Genomic DNA, 14189 nt, shown 5'->3' on the forward strand with positions numbered 1-14189 from the left:
AGTAACCCGTTCACGCCAAGGAGCCGCCTCATGCGCCAGAAACCCACCGTCCTCTCCCGCGAGATTGTCGCCAGCAGCCGTCTGTTTCGAGTTGAAGCTGTGCAATTGCGTTTTGCAAATGGCAACGAGCGCACCTATGAGCGACTTGTGGGGCGTGGCAATGGTTATGGCGCGGTAATGATCGTGGCGATGCTCGATGCCGAGCATGCCGTCCTGGTCGAAGAGTATTGCGGCGGTACCGACGAATACGAGCTGTCCTTGCCCAAGGGCCTGATCGAGCCGGGTGAGGATGTGTTGGCAGCGGCCGACCGTGAGCTCAAGGAAGAAGCCGGCTTTGGCGCCCGGCAGCTTGAGCATTTGACCGAGCTTTCGCTATCGCCGGGTTACATGAGCCAGAAAATTCAGGTGGTGCTGGCCACGGATTTGTATGAAGAGCGCCTGGAAGGCGATGAGCCTGAGCCCATGCGTGTCGACAAGATCAACCTGCGTGAATTGTCTGCCCTGGCGCAGCATCCTCAATTTTCCGAAGGTCGCGCGCTGGCTGCGTTGTACCTGGTGCGGGACCTGCTGACCCAGCGCGGAGTGTTTGGCGCATGAGTGACCAGCAGTTGATGCAACAGGTAGTGAGTTTGGCACGTGAGGCAGGCGAAGCGATTTTGCCGTTCTGGCGTGCAGATGTAGCGGTAACGGCCAAAACCGACGAATCACCGGTCACCGCTGCCGACCTGGCGGCCCACGACGTTATTGCCAAGGGCCTGCAAGCATTGGCGCCAGACATTCCGGTGTTGTCCGAGGAAGATTGCGATATTCCTTTCAGTGAGCGTCAGCAGTGGCAGCGCTGGTGGCTGGTCGACCCGCTCGACGGCACCAAGGAGTTTATTGCCGGAACTGAGGAGTTCACCGTCAACATCGCCCTTATCGAGCAGGGACGGGTGGTGTTCGGTGTCGTGGCGATTCCCACCAATGGCCGTTGTTACTATGGCGGTAAAGACCTGGGGGCCTGGCTTGAAGAGACCGATGGCAAGCCGCGAGCCATCAACGTGCGGCTGGCACCTGCGCCTGGCAGCGCTTTTACCGTGGTCGCCAGTCGCCGCCATTCGAGTCCACAGCAAGAAGCCTTGCTGGCGGGCCTGAGTACCGCAGTAGGCGAGCTGGAGCTGGCAAATATTGGCAGTTCGCTGAAGTTCTGTTTACTGGCCGAGGGTGCAGCTGACTGTTACCCGCGTCTGGCGCCTACGTCGCAGTGGGACACCGCCGCAGCGCAAGGCGTGCTGGAAGGCGCGGGCGGTGAAGTGCTGGGCCTGGATGGCAAAACCTTCGATTATCCACCGCGCGAATCGCTGCTCAATCCCTTCTTCCTGGCGCTGCCCGCCGCGGCCCCGTGGCGCGGCCAGCTGTTGCAACTGGCCTCAACGATGTAGCACGTACTGGCCGCTGAACAGCACGGCGGCCTCATCACTACCGGCATTACTGACCTTGGTGTGCAAATTGAGTCGCGCACGGCCGCGGCGCTGGTAGGTGGCAATGAAGCGCTCCCAGACTTTCTCCTCTGGCGCCTGGCATAGCGCGATTGCCGCACCGGTCACCGGCAGTGGATAACTGATCTGGCCTTCCTGAATGACGATATGCCCATCGTCTATGCCCGCCTCGCGCAGACGCAGGTGCAACCAGCCCCAACCGACCAGTACCGCAGCGCAATACAGGCTGCCGCCGAACATGGTGCTCTTGTGGTTGACGTTGGCCTCCAGCGGTAGCTGCAGGCGCAATTGATGCTGCTGCCAGTCAAGTACCCGCATGCCCATCTCGCGGGTCAGGGGAATGTCGCCGTGCAGCACGGCTTCAAGGTATTGGCTGTCCGTAGTCATGGACGCGGGTCCTCCATCTCGTCGGTGCTGGTAGTACTGTCAGCGAAGCTCAAGCCATGTTTGCGCAGCTTGTCATGCAAAGTCTTGCGCGGAATGCCCAAAGCCTCGGCGAGGCTGCGCATGGAACTGTGGGGTTGAGCCAGTTCGGCGGCGATCAACGAGCGTTCGAACTGCTCGACCTGATCGCTGAGATTACCGCTGCCAACACTGACTGATTGTTGAGGGGCCGCTGCTGGAACGTCGCCATCCAGGGCAAGTTCCAGACCCAGGGCAAAGCGTTCGGCGGCGTTCTGCAGCTCGCGCACATTGCCGGGCCAGTTGTGGCGCAATAGCAGTGCCCGCTGGGCTGGCAGCAAGGTATGCGCCGGTAAGCCATGGCGCTCGCTGGCAGCATCGGCAAAATGCTGGAACAGCACCAGGATGTCATCGCCGCGCTCACGCAACGGTGGAATACGCAGTGGCGCAACGTTCAAACGGTAGTAAAGGTCGGCACGGAAGCGACCCTGATCGGCCGCTTGGCGCAGGTCTTCCTTGGTGGCGGCAATGATGCGGATATCCAACGGGATCTGTTGGTTGCCACCGAGGCGTTCTACCACCCGCTCCTGCAGCAGGCGGAGGAGTTTTACCTGCACATCCAGGCTCATGCTTTCGATTTCATCGAGGAACAACGTACCGCCATTGGCAAACTCGAACTTGCCGATGCGGCGCTTCTGCGCACCGGTGAACGCGCCCGGCTCGTGACCGAACAGCTCGCTTTCGACCACTGATTCGGCCAGTGCCCCTGCGTTGATGGCCACGAACGGGCCGTCTCGGCGGCTCGACAAATCATGCAGGGCACGGGCCACCACTTCTTTGCCCGCGCCGGTTTCGCCCAGAATCAGCACGTCGGCACGGGTTCCTGCCAGCGCTCCGATCTGTTCACGCAGGCGCAACATGGGCGCCGAGTGACCGACCAGACGCGTGCTCAGTTGCTGGCGATCGCTCAGTGCCAGGCGCAGGCTGCGGTTGTCCAGAACCAGGCGACGCAGGGCCAGGGCGCGGCGCACACTGTCGAGCAGCGCATCGCTGGCGAAGGGTTTTTCAAGAAAGTCATAGGCGCCGGCACGCATGGCCTGGACAGCGAGGGGCACGTCGCCATGCCCGGTAATAAGCAGGACCGGTAGCTCCGGATCTTGCGCATGGACCTGTTGCAACAGTTCCAGGCCATCGATGCCGGGCATGCGGATATCGCTGACCAGTACGCCGGGCCAGTCGAGTTCTATGCGTCCAGCCAGATTCTGCGCATCGCTCAGGGGCAGGACTTTGAGACCGGCAAGATCCAGGGTCTGGCTCAGGGCTTGGCGCAGGTGCGGGTCGTCGTCGACCAGAATTACCTGTACGCGGCTGTCAATGAGCGGCTCGGTTGTCATGCCGATGGGTCCTCTGAGGTTGGCAAGGTTGCGCCAGGCTTGGCGATGCGTAGTTGCAAGGTGAGCAGAGCGCCACCTTCGGGATGGTTTCCAAGCAGCAACTCGCCGCCCAGCGCACGCATCAAGGTATCGCAGATCGCCAGGCCCAGGCCAAGGCCTTGGGTACGCGTCTTGGTAGTGAAGAACGGTTCGCGCGCCCGGGCCAGCGCTTCGCTGGAAAAACCCGGACCATTGTCGCGAATGTACAGATAGACGTTGCCATCGCGTTGTTCGGCACTGAGTATGAGCTTGCGCGGGTTGGCTTTTTCAGTGAGCGCATCGAGGGCGTTGGCCAACAGGTTGCCCAGCACCTGGCGCAGGCGCGTTTCACCGGCCTGGACCCACAAGGTTGCCTCGGGCAGGTCGCGCACAAGTTCTACCGCCATGGCCCGCCGACGTTTGGCCAGTAGCGCCAGGGCGTCGTCGAGCGCGGGCTGCAAGGCGACGCTTTCCGGTGCATGCCGGTCGCGCCGAGCAAAGGCGCGCAGGTGGGCAATGATCGAGGCCATGCGCCCGGTCAGCTCGCTGATCAGCTTGAGGTTGCTGCGTGCATCGTCGGTGCGCTGGTGATCAAGGAGAATCTCGGCATTTTCGGCATAGCTGCGAATGGCTGCCAGTGGCTGGTTGAGCTCGTGGCTGATGCTCGCCGACATGGTCCCCAGTACCGACAACTTGCCAGCCTGGACCAGTTCGTCCTGGGCACGCACAAGTTCCTGTTGCGCTTGCTCGCGTTCCAGTACCTCGCTTTTCAGTCGACTGTTGAGACCTTCCAGATCGGCAGTGCGCTCGATTACACGTTTTTCCAGCTCCTGGCGTGCATGGGCCTCGAAATCGATGCGGTCCATGTAGTGGCGTCGGCGCTGCATGATCAGGCCCAGCAATAGCATCAGCACCAGCAGACCTGCGCCGCCAATGGCGACCACGGTATTGACCGAGCGATCGATCAGGGTTCGCGGCGCCAGAATACTCACCTGCCAACCGGTTTCCTCGATCGGCTGGGTCTGGATCAGCCAGGCCTCGGGGACCAGCTTCAGCGGCTGCGGAGCCTGGGTCGGGTAGGGCTGGATAGCGGCGATGGCTTCGCGTTCGGAATCGGTTAACGGCCGGGTGGCTCGAAAGCGCCAGTCGGGGCGCGAGGTAAGAATCACCACGCCGTTATGGTCGGTGAGCAACAGTTGCTCAGGCGTCTTGCCCCACAGGGTTTCGGTGTGGTCCAGATCGACCTTGACCACCAGGGCACCGATGATTTCGTCACGGTCGCGCACTGCCGCGGCGAAGAAGTAACCACGCTTGGCCGACGTCGTGCCCTGACCGAAAAAGCGGCCAAGTCGACCTTGGATCGCTTCTGAGTAGTACGGCCTGAAGGCGAAGTTTCGACCCACGAAACTGTCATGCTTGTCCCAGTTGGACGCTGCCAGGGTGTTGCCCCGGGTGTCCATCAGGTACATGACTTCGGCACCGGTCTGGGTGGCGATGTCCTTGAGCAGGCGGTTGGCATTGGTCAGCGTTTCCAGGCGCAATGGATCAGCCAGGGCTGCACGCAGGGCGGGAAGGTCACCGAGGATCTGAGGCAGCGTCTCGTAGCGATGTAGCGTACCGAGCAGGTTGGCGACGTACAGGTCGAGGGTTTGGCGGTTCTGCCCGGCGAGTTCGCCTTCGTAGTACTGCTTGGCCAGGTGCTGCAAAGGCCACAGCAACGGTGCCAGGCACACGGCCAGCAATGCCAGACTGCGCCATCGCGGGCGGCGGGGAAGAGGTGGAATCTTGATCATCGTTTATGCGCCAGAAAGCTCTGGCGCATTATGCGCTACTTCAAGCAGTCGATCAGCGCTTGCTGCCAGTGCGGTTGGCTGACCTGCCACTGTTGCTGCAGGCGACTGCAGTCAAGACGCGAGTTCAATGGCCGCGTGGCCGGCGTGGGGTAGTCGCTGGACGGGATAGGTATCAGCTTGGCGCAGGGCAGGCCTTGGGCCTTGAGCTGCTCGCCGATGGCCTGGGCAAAACCGAACCAGGATGTTTCACCCTGTGCAGTCAGGTGGTACGTGCCCCAGGCGCCAGCTTCGCCAGCCAGCCAGCGTTCGATCAGGGCGCGGGTGCTCAGGGCGATGGTACCGGCCCAGGTCGGTGCGCCGATCTGGTCCGCGACGATGCTCAGTTCCGGCTTTCCCTGCAACAGACGCTGCATGGTCAGCAGAAAGTTGCGCCCGTGCCGTGAGTAGACCCAACTGGTTCGCAGGATCAGGTGCTGGCCGCCGACCGCGCTGATGGCCTGTTCGCCCGCCAGTTTGCTACGCCCGTAGACACCCAGCGGGTTGGGCTGGTCGTCTTCGTTGTAGGGACTGTCCTTACTACCGTCGAACACGTAGTCGGTGGAGTAGTGGATCAGCGGGATCTCCAGTTTCGCGGCCTCTTCAGCGAAGACACCCGGTGCTTGCGCATTGATCGCGAAAGCCAGTTCAGGTTCGCTCTCAGCCTGATCGACTGCTGTATGAGCGGCAGCGTTGATGATCAAATCCGGCTTGAGTGCCTGCACTCGTTCACGAATACCTTCGGGCCGGGCCAGATCGAGTTGCTCACGGCCCAGCACATGCAACTGGCCGAGGTCGCCCAGACGCTGTTGCAGTTCACGGGACACCTGACCGTGCTGGCCACTGATAAGGATGGTGGGTCGACGTGCGGTCATGGCAGCAGTTCTAACTCTTTCAGCGATTTGCCGACCTGGTCCTTGGCGGACAGGATGGGCGCCGAAGTCAGCTGCCAGTCGATGGCCAGGTCCGGGTCATCCCAGCGAATGCAGCATTCGGCTTGTGGGTTGTAGTAGTCGGTGGTCTTGTAGAGAAATTCGGCGCTGTCGCTGAGCACGACGAAACCGTGGGCAAAGCCTTCCGGTACCCACAGTTGGCGACGATTTTCAGCGGACAGCTTTACACCCACCCACTTTCCGAAGTGGGGAGAGCTGCGGCGCACATCGACCGCCACGTCCAATACTTCGCCGTAGGTGACGCGCACCAACTTGCCTTGAGTGTTTTCCAGTTGGTAGTGCAGGCCACGAAGCACGCCTTTCTGCGACTTGGAGTGGTTGTCCTGAACAAAATTGGTGCTAACACCGGTCTGTTCTTTGAACGTTCTGGCGTTGAAGCTCTCGTAGAAGAAACCACGGCTATCACCGAACACTTTGGGTTCGAGGATAAGTACGCCGGGCAGATCAGTGTTGATTACATTCATTAGCGTTCTTCAGCCAAACCGTAGAGATATTGTCCGTAGCCGGTCTTGCCAAATGCCTTGGCGCGTTCCAGCAACTGTGAGCGGTCGATCCAGCCTTGCTGGTATGAGATTTCCTCAAGGCAGGCCACCTTCAAGCCCTGACGGTGTTCGATGGTTTGCACGTACTGCGAGGCTTCCAGCAGACTGTCGTGGGTACCGGTATCGAGCCAGGCAAAACCACGCCCGAAACGCTCGACGCGCAGGTCGCCGCGTTGCAGATAAGCATTGTTGACGTCGGTGATTTCCAGTTCGCCGCGCGGCGAAGGTTTGACGTTCTTGGCGATTTCCACCACATCGTTGTCGTAGAAATACAGCCCAGTCACGGCATAGGGCGACTTCGGTTTGGCGGGTTTTTCTTCGATCGACAGGGCGCAGCCGTTTTCGTCGAAGTCGACCACGCCGAAGCGCTCGGGGTCTTTTACCAAGTAGCCAAATACCGTGGCGCCGGTTGGCTGCTTGATGGCGCGACGCAGTTGTTCGGTGAAGCCCTGGCCGTGGAAAATGTTGTCGCCCAGGATCAGGCAGACCGAATCGTCGCCAATGAACGCTTCACCAATCAAAAACGCCTGGGCCAGGCCGTCGGGGGAAGGCTGTTCGGCGTAGCTCAACTCGATACCAAACTGGCTGCCGTCACCCAGCAATTGCTTGTAGTGAGGCAAGTCGGTCGGGGTGGAGATCAGCAGAACTTCCCGGATACCCGCCAGCATCAGCACCGAAAGCGGGTAGTAGATCATTGGCTTGTCGTAGATGGGCAGCAGTTGCTTGGAAACACCCAGGGTGATCGGGTGCAAGCGAGTGCCAGAGCCTCCTGCCAGAACAATACCTTTTGTCATGCAATTAGATCCTTGTAGTCACTGACGCCCAGTCGTTGTCCTTGATAGCTGCCGTCTTGTACCCGCTGACACCATTCCAGGTTGTCCAGGTACCACTGCACGGTCTTGCGCAGGCCGCTTTCGAATGTTTCTTCAGGTACCCATCCCAACTCGCGCTCGATCTTGCTGGCGTCAATGGCATAACGCAGGTCGTGGCCCGGGCGATCCTGAACGAAGGTGATCAGGTCGGCGTAGTGGGCAACGCCGGTCGGGCGCTGTGGGGCCAGCTCTTCGAGCAGGGCGCAAATACCGCGAACCACATCGATGTTCTTCTGCTCGTTGTGGCCACCAATGTTGTAGGTTTCGCCAACCTGACCTTCGGTGACCACCTTGAACAAGGCGCGGGCATGGTCCTCGACGAACAGCCAGTCCCGTACCTGCAGGCCATTACCGTAGACAGGCAGCGGCTTGCCCGCCAAGGCATTGAGAATTACCAGCGGAATCAGCTTTTCCGGGAAGTGGAACGGGCCATAGTTGTTCGAGCAGTTGGTAATCAGTACCGGCAGGCCATACGTGCGTTGCCAGGCGCGGACCAGATGGTCTGACGCCGCCTTGCTGGCCGAGTACGGCGAGCTTGGCGCGTAGGGCGTGGTTTCGGTGAACAGGTCATCGACGCCGTGCAGGTCGCCATACACTTCATCGGTAGAAATATGGTGGAAGCGAAACGCTGCACGCTCTGCCGCTGGCAGTTTGAGCCAGTAGGCGCGCGCGGCTTCCAGCAGGCTGTAGGTGCCGACGATGTTGGTGTGGATGAAATCCGATGGCCCATCGATGGAGCGGTCAACGTGCGATTCTGCGGCCAGGTGCATGATCGCATCGGGCTTGAAGCGCTCAAGCACAGCACTGACGGTTGGCTGGTCGGCGATGTCTGCCTGGACAAACTCATAGCGGGTATTGGTCGCAATACTGGTCAACGACTCCAGATTGCCGGCATAGGTCAGCTTGTCGAGGTTCAGGACCTCATGCTCTGTCGTCTGGATCAGATGCCGAATCAGGGCCGAACCGATGAACCCGGCTCCGCCGGTTATGAGTATGCGCATGTCCAATGACCTTTGATGAATCAGATGAAGTTCTACCCAAGCCTAGCTTGCGGCGGGTGGCAAATAGAGCAAGGCAGATACGTCTTTACCGTAGGGTACTTTGGAACGCCTCGTTGTTCATCGCTTTTTCCCTGCCGTACTTGCTTATCGGCAAAAGCAGTGGCGATATAAGCAGCAAAAAAATGAGGTCCCAACATGCCACTCAGTACCTTGCTCCACCGCGCTAGCCAGCCTTGTCCCGATGTCAGCGAGCAACAAGCGCTGCAACTGTTGCAGGAACACTATGGGTTGAGTGGCTCATTGCACTCGCTGGGCAGCCAGCAAGACCTGAACTTTCGTGTCGATAGCCCCCAAGGGCGCTATGTGCTGAAAATCTGCCACGGCGATTATACCGTTGTTGAGCTTGAGGCCCAGCACGCGGCCCTGAGCTATCTGCACGAGCGCGGTCTGCCGGTGCCGGCGGTGATGCCAGCCAAGAGCGGTGCGCAGTTATTGACGCTCGATCAGGCCGGTCAGGCACTGCGCGTGCGTTTGCTCGACTACATAGAAGGTCAGTCACTCACCCGTCTTAAATTCATGCCGGCGCAGTTGATCGCCGAGCTTGGCGGGCTTTGCGCACGTATTGACCAGGCCTTGGCGGATTTCACCCATCCTGGGCTTGAACGTACGCTGCAATGGGACCCACGGCACGCCATTGAGCTGATCGCGCACCTGTCGCCGGTACTCACCGAGGGCGCCCGCAAGGCGCAACTGCTGGCGGCCACCGACAAGGCGCAAAAACGCCTGCAGCCGCTGACCGGACAATTGCCCATGCAGGCGGTACACCTCGATATCACCGATGACAACGCGGTGTGGCAACGTGACGAGCAGCGCCAGTGGCAACTGCAAGGGGTTATCGATTTCGGCGACCTGGTGCACACCTGGCGGATTGCCGATCTGTCGGTAACCTGTGCGGCCCTGCTGCACCACGCTGAGGGTGATCCGCTGCGCATTCTGCCTGCCGTCCAGGCCTACCATGCGCTAAACCCGCTGACCGACGTCGAACTCAAGGCCCTTTGGCCAATGGTGGTCGCGCGCGCTGCCGTGCTAGTGCTCAGCAGCGAGCAGCAACTGAGTGTCGACCCGGACAACGCCTACATTCGCGACAACCTCAGCCACGAATGGGAAATATTCGAGGTCGCTACCAGCGTGCCGTTCGAATTGATGGAGGCTGCCATTGCGCAGGTAGCCGGTGGCGATCTGCCGGCCCTGGAACTGGGCGCGAGTGGTGAGCTGCTGCCCGGCTTGCAAGACAGCAGTGTCAGCGCGGTGGACCTGGGCGTGTTGAGCAGTCACTTTCAGGCAGGTAACTGGGAACAACCGGGCTTCGACCAGCAATTGCTGCGTGAGCAGGCGGGTGAAAATGGGGCCGCCTGCTCGCTTCACGGCCAATACCGCCTTTCGCAAACCCATATCGACAACCCGCAGGAACCCCGCACTTTCGCGTTGCACGTTGAGTTGCAGGCTCCGGTGAATGAAGTACAGGCGCCGTGGGCGGGGGTGTGGCTGGCGACCGACGATGGCCAGGGCTGCCTGCAAGGGGAGCAATGCAGTCTGTGGTTGCGGGGGCTGGTCGATGCACCTGAAACCGGAGCACAAATCAGTCAAGGGCAACACCTGGGTCGCAGTGACGGGCTCTTGAGTATTCAGCTGTGCCGCGTGCCGGGCCTGTGCCCACCGCCATTCGTCGAGCCGTCGCGAGCGGCGGCTTGGAAAGCCTTGTGCCCGTCCCCTCAGGCGTTGCTGGGCTTTGCATGCGAGGCTGAGCCGCTGGTCGATGCGCAGCAATTGCTGGCGCGGCGCGATGCCAGCTTTGCCCGCTCGCAAAAGCATTACTACGAGCAACCACCGCATATCGAACGTGGCTGGCGCAATTACCTGATCGACATGCAGGGACGCTCCTACCTGGACATGCTCAACAACGTTGCCGTACTCGGCCACGGTCACCCGCGCATGGCCAGCGAGGCCGCACGTCAGTGGTCGCTGGTGAACACCAACTCACGCTTTCATTACGCCGCCATCGCCGAGTTCTCCGAGCGCTTGCTGGCGCTGGCGCCAGACTCGATGGACCGGGTATTCCTGGTCAACAGCGGCACCGAGGCCAACGACCTGGCGATTCGCCTGGCGTGGGCCTACAGCGGTGGGCGCGACATGCTCAGTGTGCTGGAGGCTTATCACGGCTGGTCGGTGGCCACCGATGCGATTTCGACGTCCATCGCTGACAACCCTTTGGCTTTAAGTACGCGTCCTGAATGGGTGCACCCGGTAATCGCGCCGAACACCTACCGCGGCGCCTATCGCGGGGATGACAGCACCGCCGACTATCTGCGCGATGTTGATGCGAAACTTGAGGCCGTGGCAGCAGCGCAGCGCCAATTGGCCGGATTCATCTGCGAGCCGGTTTATGGCAATGCGGGGGGCATTTCCCTGCCTGCCGGTTACCTGGAGCAGGCCTACGCCAAAGTCCGTGCGGCCGGAGGGGTGTGCATTGCCGATGAAGTCCAGGTTGGCTACGGTCGCCTTGGCGAATACTTCTGGGGCTTTGAGCAACAGGGGGTGGTGCCGGACATCATCACCATGGCCAAGGGCATGGGTAACGGCCAACCATTGGGTGTGGTGATCACCCGTCGGGAAATCGCCGAGGCGCTTGAAGCGCAGGGGTACTTCTTCTCGTCTGCCGGTGGCAGCCCTGTCAGTTGCCGGATCGGCATCGCCGTACTTGATGTGATGGATGAGGAAGGCCTGTGGGACAACGCCCGTGACGTTGGCCGACACTTCAAGGCACGCTTGCAAGGGTTGGTCGATAAACATCCGTTAGCGGGTGCAGTCCATGGTTCAGGTTTTTACCTGGGCCTGGAGCTGGTGCGCGACCGCACCACCCTGGAACCGGCCACTGAAGAAACCACCACCTTGTGCAACCGCCTGCGCGACCTGGGGATATTCATGCAGCCAACGGGGGACTTCTTGAACATTCTCAAGATCAAACCGCCGATGTGCACCACGCGCCAGAGCGTGGACTTCTTTGTCGACAGCATCGACAGGGTGCTGTCGGAAGCGCTCTAGCGCGCTGAATAAAAGCCGGTTAATCCGATTGTTATCGGTTTAACCGGCTTTTTTGTGGCTGAATTTTTTGTTTGTGGGCTTTTAAAGTCGATATTTATCGGATATAAACTTGTCCATCACCCCTGCACACAGTCATCGGTCGCCTGCATGGTCAGTCGGCCCAGTTATCCTCCGAGAGGTTTTCATGAGCCGCACCGTTACCGTCGCCGCCACCCAGATGGCGTGCTCCTGGGATCGCCAGAGCAACCTGGCTACCGCTGAAAAGCTGGTCCGCGAAGCCGCCGCCAAAGGCGCGCAGATCATTCTTATCCAAGAACTGTTCGAAACCCCGTACTTCTGCCAGAAGCCGAACCCGGACTACCTGCAACTGGCAACGCCGGTGGAAACCAACGCCGCCATCGAACACTTCCAGGCACTGGCCAAGGAACTGCAGGTGGTACTGCCGATCAGCTTTTTCGAATTGGCTGGACGCGCACGTTTCAACAGCATCGCGATCATCGACGCTGACGGCAGTAACTTGGGCGTGTACCGCAAGACGCACATCCCGGATGGCCCTGGCTATCACGAGAAGTACTACTTCAACCCGGGCGATACCGGCTTCAAGGTCTGGCAGACTCGTTATGCCAAGATTGGCGTTGGCATCTGCTGGGACCAGTGGTTCCCGGAGTGCGCTCGCAGCATGGCGTTGCTGGGCGCTGAAGTGCTGTTCTACCCGACCGCAATCGGTAGCGAACCGCACGACAAGAGCATTTCCTCGCGTGACCATTGGCAGCGTGTGCAGCAAGGCCATGCCGGCGCCAACCTGATGCCGCTGGTTGCCAGCAACCGTATCGGCAAAGAAGAACAGGACGGCTACGACATCACCTTCTACGGCTCGTCGTTCATTGCCAACCAGTTTGGCGAGAAAGTCGAAGCGCTCAACGAGACCGAAGAGGGCGTGCTGGTGCATACTTTCGACCTGGACAAACTGGAGCACATCCGCAGCGCCTGGGGTACTTTCCGTGACCGCCGTCCGAATCTGTACGGCCCGGTGAAAACCCTCGATGGCGCGCTGGAATCCTGATCATTCAATGACCTCGCCGCAGGCCCTGGTGGCTGCGGCGAACACTGCAAAGGTTTACTCATGAAGACCCTGACCAGCACCCCACGCGCCGATGGCTTTTACATGCCCGCCGAATGGGCGCCGCAAACCCAGGTATGGATGGTCTGGCCCGAGCGCCCGGACAACTGGCGCCTGGGCGGCAAACCGGTACAGGCCGCACACGTGACGCTGGCTCAGGCCATCGCCCGTTTCGAGCCGGTTACCGTTGCCGTTTCGGCCGCTCAATACGACAACGCGCGCGCGCGCCTGGATGCACCAAACATCCGTGTGGTTGAAATCAGCAACGACGATGCCTGGGTCCGGGACACCGGCCCGACCTTCGTTATCAACCACAGTGGTGAAGTACGTGGCGTTGACTGGGGCTTCAATGCCTGGGGTGGTTTCGAAGGTGGCCTGTACGCGCCGTGGAACCGTGATGAGCAAGTGGCCAGCAAGGTTCTGGAAATGGAACGCTGCCAGCGCTATCACACCGAAGGCTTTGTGCTGGAAGGCGGCTCGATCCACGTTGATGGTGAAGGCACCTTGATCACCACCGAAGAGTGCCTGCTCAACCACAACCGCAACCCGCACCTCAATCGCGAGCAGATCGAAGCGGTGCTGCGTGACCACCTGGCGGTGGACACCATCATTTGGTTGCCAGATGGTCTGTACAACGATGAAACCGATGGTCACGTCGACAACTTCTGTTGTTACGTGCGTCCTGGCGAAGTGTTACTGGCCTGGACAGATGATCCGCAAGACCCCAACTACGCGCGCTGCCACGCCGCACTTGAGGTGCTGCAGAACAGCCGCGATGCCAAGGGACGTGCCTTTACCGTGCACAAAATGCCGATTCCGGGCCCACTGTTTGCCACTGAAGAAGAGTGTGCGGGCGTCGATCCGGTGGCGGGTAGCCAGGAGCGCAACCCTTCGGTGCGCCTGGCGGGATCCTACGTCAATTTCCTGATCGTCAACGGCGGCATCATTGCGCCGAGCTTCGACGATCCGGCAGATGCCGAGGCTAGAGCGATCCTTGCTCGCGTCTTCCCTGATCATGAAATCGTGATGATCCCCGGACGCGAAATGCTCTTGGGCGGAGGCAACATCCACTGCCTGACCCAACAGCAGCCGGCGCCTTCGAAAGGTTGAGGCATCGCTTATAAAAGAACCCGTCCTTGGACGGGTTTTTTTATGCTTGTTCGACAATCGGTGCGTGCGCTGGCACACCTCTTGTATTTGTTTTGCATTGTATTTCAAACAGATAGAGCAACCCTGTTCTGTCACAAAGTTTGCGTAGGTTAGCCGCTCACGGCCCAGGGAGTACGTGTCGAAATGAATGCAGTAAGTGAGCCGGCTTCGCCCTCATCAGCAATGAATCATGAGTCGCTTCAGCGAGTGGCTCAATGGTTGAAACAAAATGGAAGAACCCGGGGCAGGAAGTCCGATCACCGTCGTACATTGTTGGCGCGTTATCCAACCGGCTTGATCACCGAAGCAGAGCTCGAAGCCCTGCTGGG

At 60.1% G+C, this 14189-nt stretch carries 12 protein-coding genes; 5 read left to right on the forward strand and 7 right to left on the reverse strand.

Annotated elements, in window-relative coordinates; all coding sequences use genetic code 11:
* Positions 1 to 30: 30 nt before the first annotated feature.
* Together nudE and cysQ are read left to right on the forward strand one after the other, a co-directional pair.
* Positions 31 to 597, forward strand: coding sequence for an ADP compounds hydrolase NudE (gene nudE, locus D3Z90_RS01295; protein ID WP_136474058.1), 567 nt, complete (start codon positions 31 to 33; stop codon positions 595 to 597).
* On the forward strand, positions 594 to 1421 hold the full coding sequence (gene cysQ / locus D3Z90_RS01300) for a 3'(2'),5'-bisphosphate nucleotidase CysQ (protein WP_136474059.1): 828 nt from the start codon (positions 594 to 596) through the stop codon (positions 1419 to 1421). The genes nudE and cysQ overlap by 4 nt, the downstream gene beginning before the upstream one ends.
* On the opposite strand, the gene D3Z90_RS01305 is transcribed toward cysQ, so the two are convergent.
* From D3Z90_RS01305 to rfbB, 7 genes are read right to left on the reverse strand one after another with little or no spacing between them, the layout of a single operon-like run.
* Positions 1410 to 1865 (reverse strand): YiiD C-terminal domain-containing protein, encoded by a 456-nt coding sequence (locus tag D3Z90_RS01305; protein ID WP_136474060.1) that lies wholly within the window; start codon positions 1863 to 1865, stop codon positions 1410 to 1412. The two genes, cysQ and D3Z90_RS01305, sit on opposite strands and share 12 nt — an antisense overlap.
* The gene (locus D3Z90_RS01310; RefSeq protein ID WP_136474061.1) at positions 1862 to 3274 is read right to left on the reverse strand and encodes a sigma-54 dependent transcriptional regulator; all 1413 of its coding nucleotides are present in this window, start codon (positions 3272 to 3274) and stop codon (positions 1862 to 1864) included. The genes D3Z90_RS01305 and D3Z90_RS01310 overlap by 4 nt, the downstream gene beginning before the upstream one ends.
* On the reverse strand, positions 3271 to 5085 hold the full coding sequence (locus D3Z90_RS01315) for an ATP-binding protein (RefSeq protein ID WP_136474062.1): 1815 nt from the start codon (positions 5083 to 5085) through the stop codon (positions 3271 to 3273). The genes D3Z90_RS01310 and D3Z90_RS01315 overlap by 4 nt, the downstream gene beginning before the upstream one ends.
* A gap of 35 nt (positions 5086 to 5120) precedes the next feature.
* On the reverse strand, positions 5121 to 5996 hold the full coding sequence (rfbD, locus tag D3Z90_RS01320) for a dTDP-4-dehydrorhamnose reductase (protein ID WP_136474063.1): 876 nt from the start codon (positions 5994 to 5996) through the stop codon (positions 5121 to 5123).
* The gene (gene rfbC, locus D3Z90_RS01325; RefSeq protein WP_136474064.1) at positions 5993 to 6538 is read right to left on the reverse strand and encodes a dTDP-4-dehydrorhamnose 3,5-epimerase; all 546 of its coding nucleotides are present in this window, start codon (positions 6536 to 6538) and stop codon (positions 5993 to 5995) included. The genes rfbD and rfbC overlap by 4 nt, the downstream gene beginning before the upstream one ends.
* On the reverse strand, positions 6538 to 7410 hold the full coding sequence (rfbA, locus tag D3Z90_RS01330; RefSeq protein ID WP_136474065.1) for a glucose-1-phosphate thymidylyltransferase RfbA: 873 nt from the start codon (positions 7408 to 7410) through the stop codon (positions 6538 to 6540). Before rfbA ends, rfbC begins: the two co-directional genes overlap by 1 nt.
* Positions 7407 to 8489: a dTDP-glucose 4,6-dehydratase gene (gene rfbB / locus D3Z90_RS01335; protein ID WP_136474066.1), complete on the reverse strand. Its 1083-nt coding sequence runs from the start codon at positions 8487 to 8489 to the stop codon at positions 7407 to 7409. The genes rfbA and rfbB overlap by 4 nt, the downstream gene beginning before the upstream one ends.
* A gap of 195 nt (positions 8490 to 8684) precedes the next feature.
* Here rfbB and D3Z90_RS01340 point away from each other — a divergent pair, with 195 nt between their 5' ends.
* The 3 genes from D3Z90_RS01340 (at position 8685) to aguA (ending at position 13821) form a co-directional block, all read left to right on the forward strand.
* Positions 8685 to 11591, forward strand: a complete 2907-nt coding sequence (locus D3Z90_RS01340) for an aminotransferase (protein WP_136474067.1) — start codon at positions 8685 to 8687, stop codon at positions 11589 to 11591.
* 184 nt (positions 11592 to 11775) lie between these two features.
* Positions 11776 to 12654: an N-carbamoylputrescine amidase gene (aguB, locus tag D3Z90_RS01345; protein ID WP_136474068.1), complete on the forward strand. Its 879-nt coding sequence runs from the start codon at positions 11776 to 11778 to the stop codon at positions 12652 to 12654.
* 60 nt (positions 12655 to 12714) lie between these two features.
* Complete coding sequence (gene aguA, locus D3Z90_RS01350) at positions 12715 to 13821, forward strand: agmatine deiminase (RefSeq protein ID WP_136474069.1); 1107 nt, start codon at positions 12715 to 12717, stop codon at positions 13819 to 13821.
* The last annotated feature ends 368 nt before the right edge of the window (positions 13822 to 14189 follow it).

The sequence above is a fragment of the Pseudomonas sp. DG56-2 genome (genome assembly GCF_004803755.1).
GTDB classification, from domain to species: domain Bacteria; phylum Pseudomonadota; class Gammaproteobacteria; order Pseudomonadales; family Pseudomonadaceae; genus Aquipseudomonas; species Aquipseudomonas auratipiscis.

Bases quoted from the DNA above. Each gene is read 5' to 3' on its own strand.
- nudE (WP_136474058.1), top strand. From the start codon at position 31: ATGCGCCAGAAACCCACCGTCCTCTCCCGCGAGATTGTCGCCAGCAGC.
- cysQ (WP_136474059.1), top strand. From the start codon at position 594: ATGAGTGACCAGCAGTTGATGCAACAGGTAGTGAGTTTGGCACGTGAG.
- D3Z90_RS01305 (WP_136474060.1), bottom strand. From the start codon at position 1,865: ATGACTACGGACAGCCAATACCTTGAAGCCGTGCTGCACGGCGACATT.
- D3Z90_RS01310 (WP_136474061.1), bottom strand. From the start codon at position 3,274: ATGACAACCGAGCCGCTCATTGACAGCCGCGTACAGGTAATTCTGGTC.
- D3Z90_RS01315 (WP_136474062.1), bottom strand. From the start codon at position 5,085: ATGATCAAGATTCCACCTCTTCCCCGCCGCCCGCGATGGCGCAGTCTG.
- rfbD (WP_136474063.1), bottom strand. From the start codon at position 5,996: ATGACCGCACGTCGACCCACCATCCTTATCAGTGGCCAGCACGGTCAG.
- rfbC (WP_136474064.1), bottom strand. From the start codon at position 6,538: ATGAATGTAATCAACACTGATCTGCCCGGCGTACTTATCCTCGAACCC.
- rfbA (WP_136474065.1), bottom strand. From the start codon at position 7,410: ATGACAAAAGGTATTGTTCTGGCAGGAGGCTCTGGCACTCGCTTGCAC.
- rfbB (WP_136474066.1), bottom strand. From the start codon at position 8,489: ATGCGCATACTCATAACCGGCGGAGCCGGGTTCATCGGTTCGGCCCTG.
- D3Z90_RS01340 (WP_136474067.1), top strand. From the start codon at position 8,685: ATGCCACTCAGTACCTTGCTCCACCGCGCTAGCCAGCCTTGTCCCGAT.
- aguB (WP_136474068.1), top strand. From the start codon at position 11,776: ATGAGCCGCACCGTTACCGTCGCCGCCACCCAGATGGCGTGCTCCTGG.
- aguA (WP_136474069.1), top strand. From the start codon at position 12,715: ATGAAGACCCTGACCAGCACCCCACGCGCCGATGGCTTTTACATGCCC.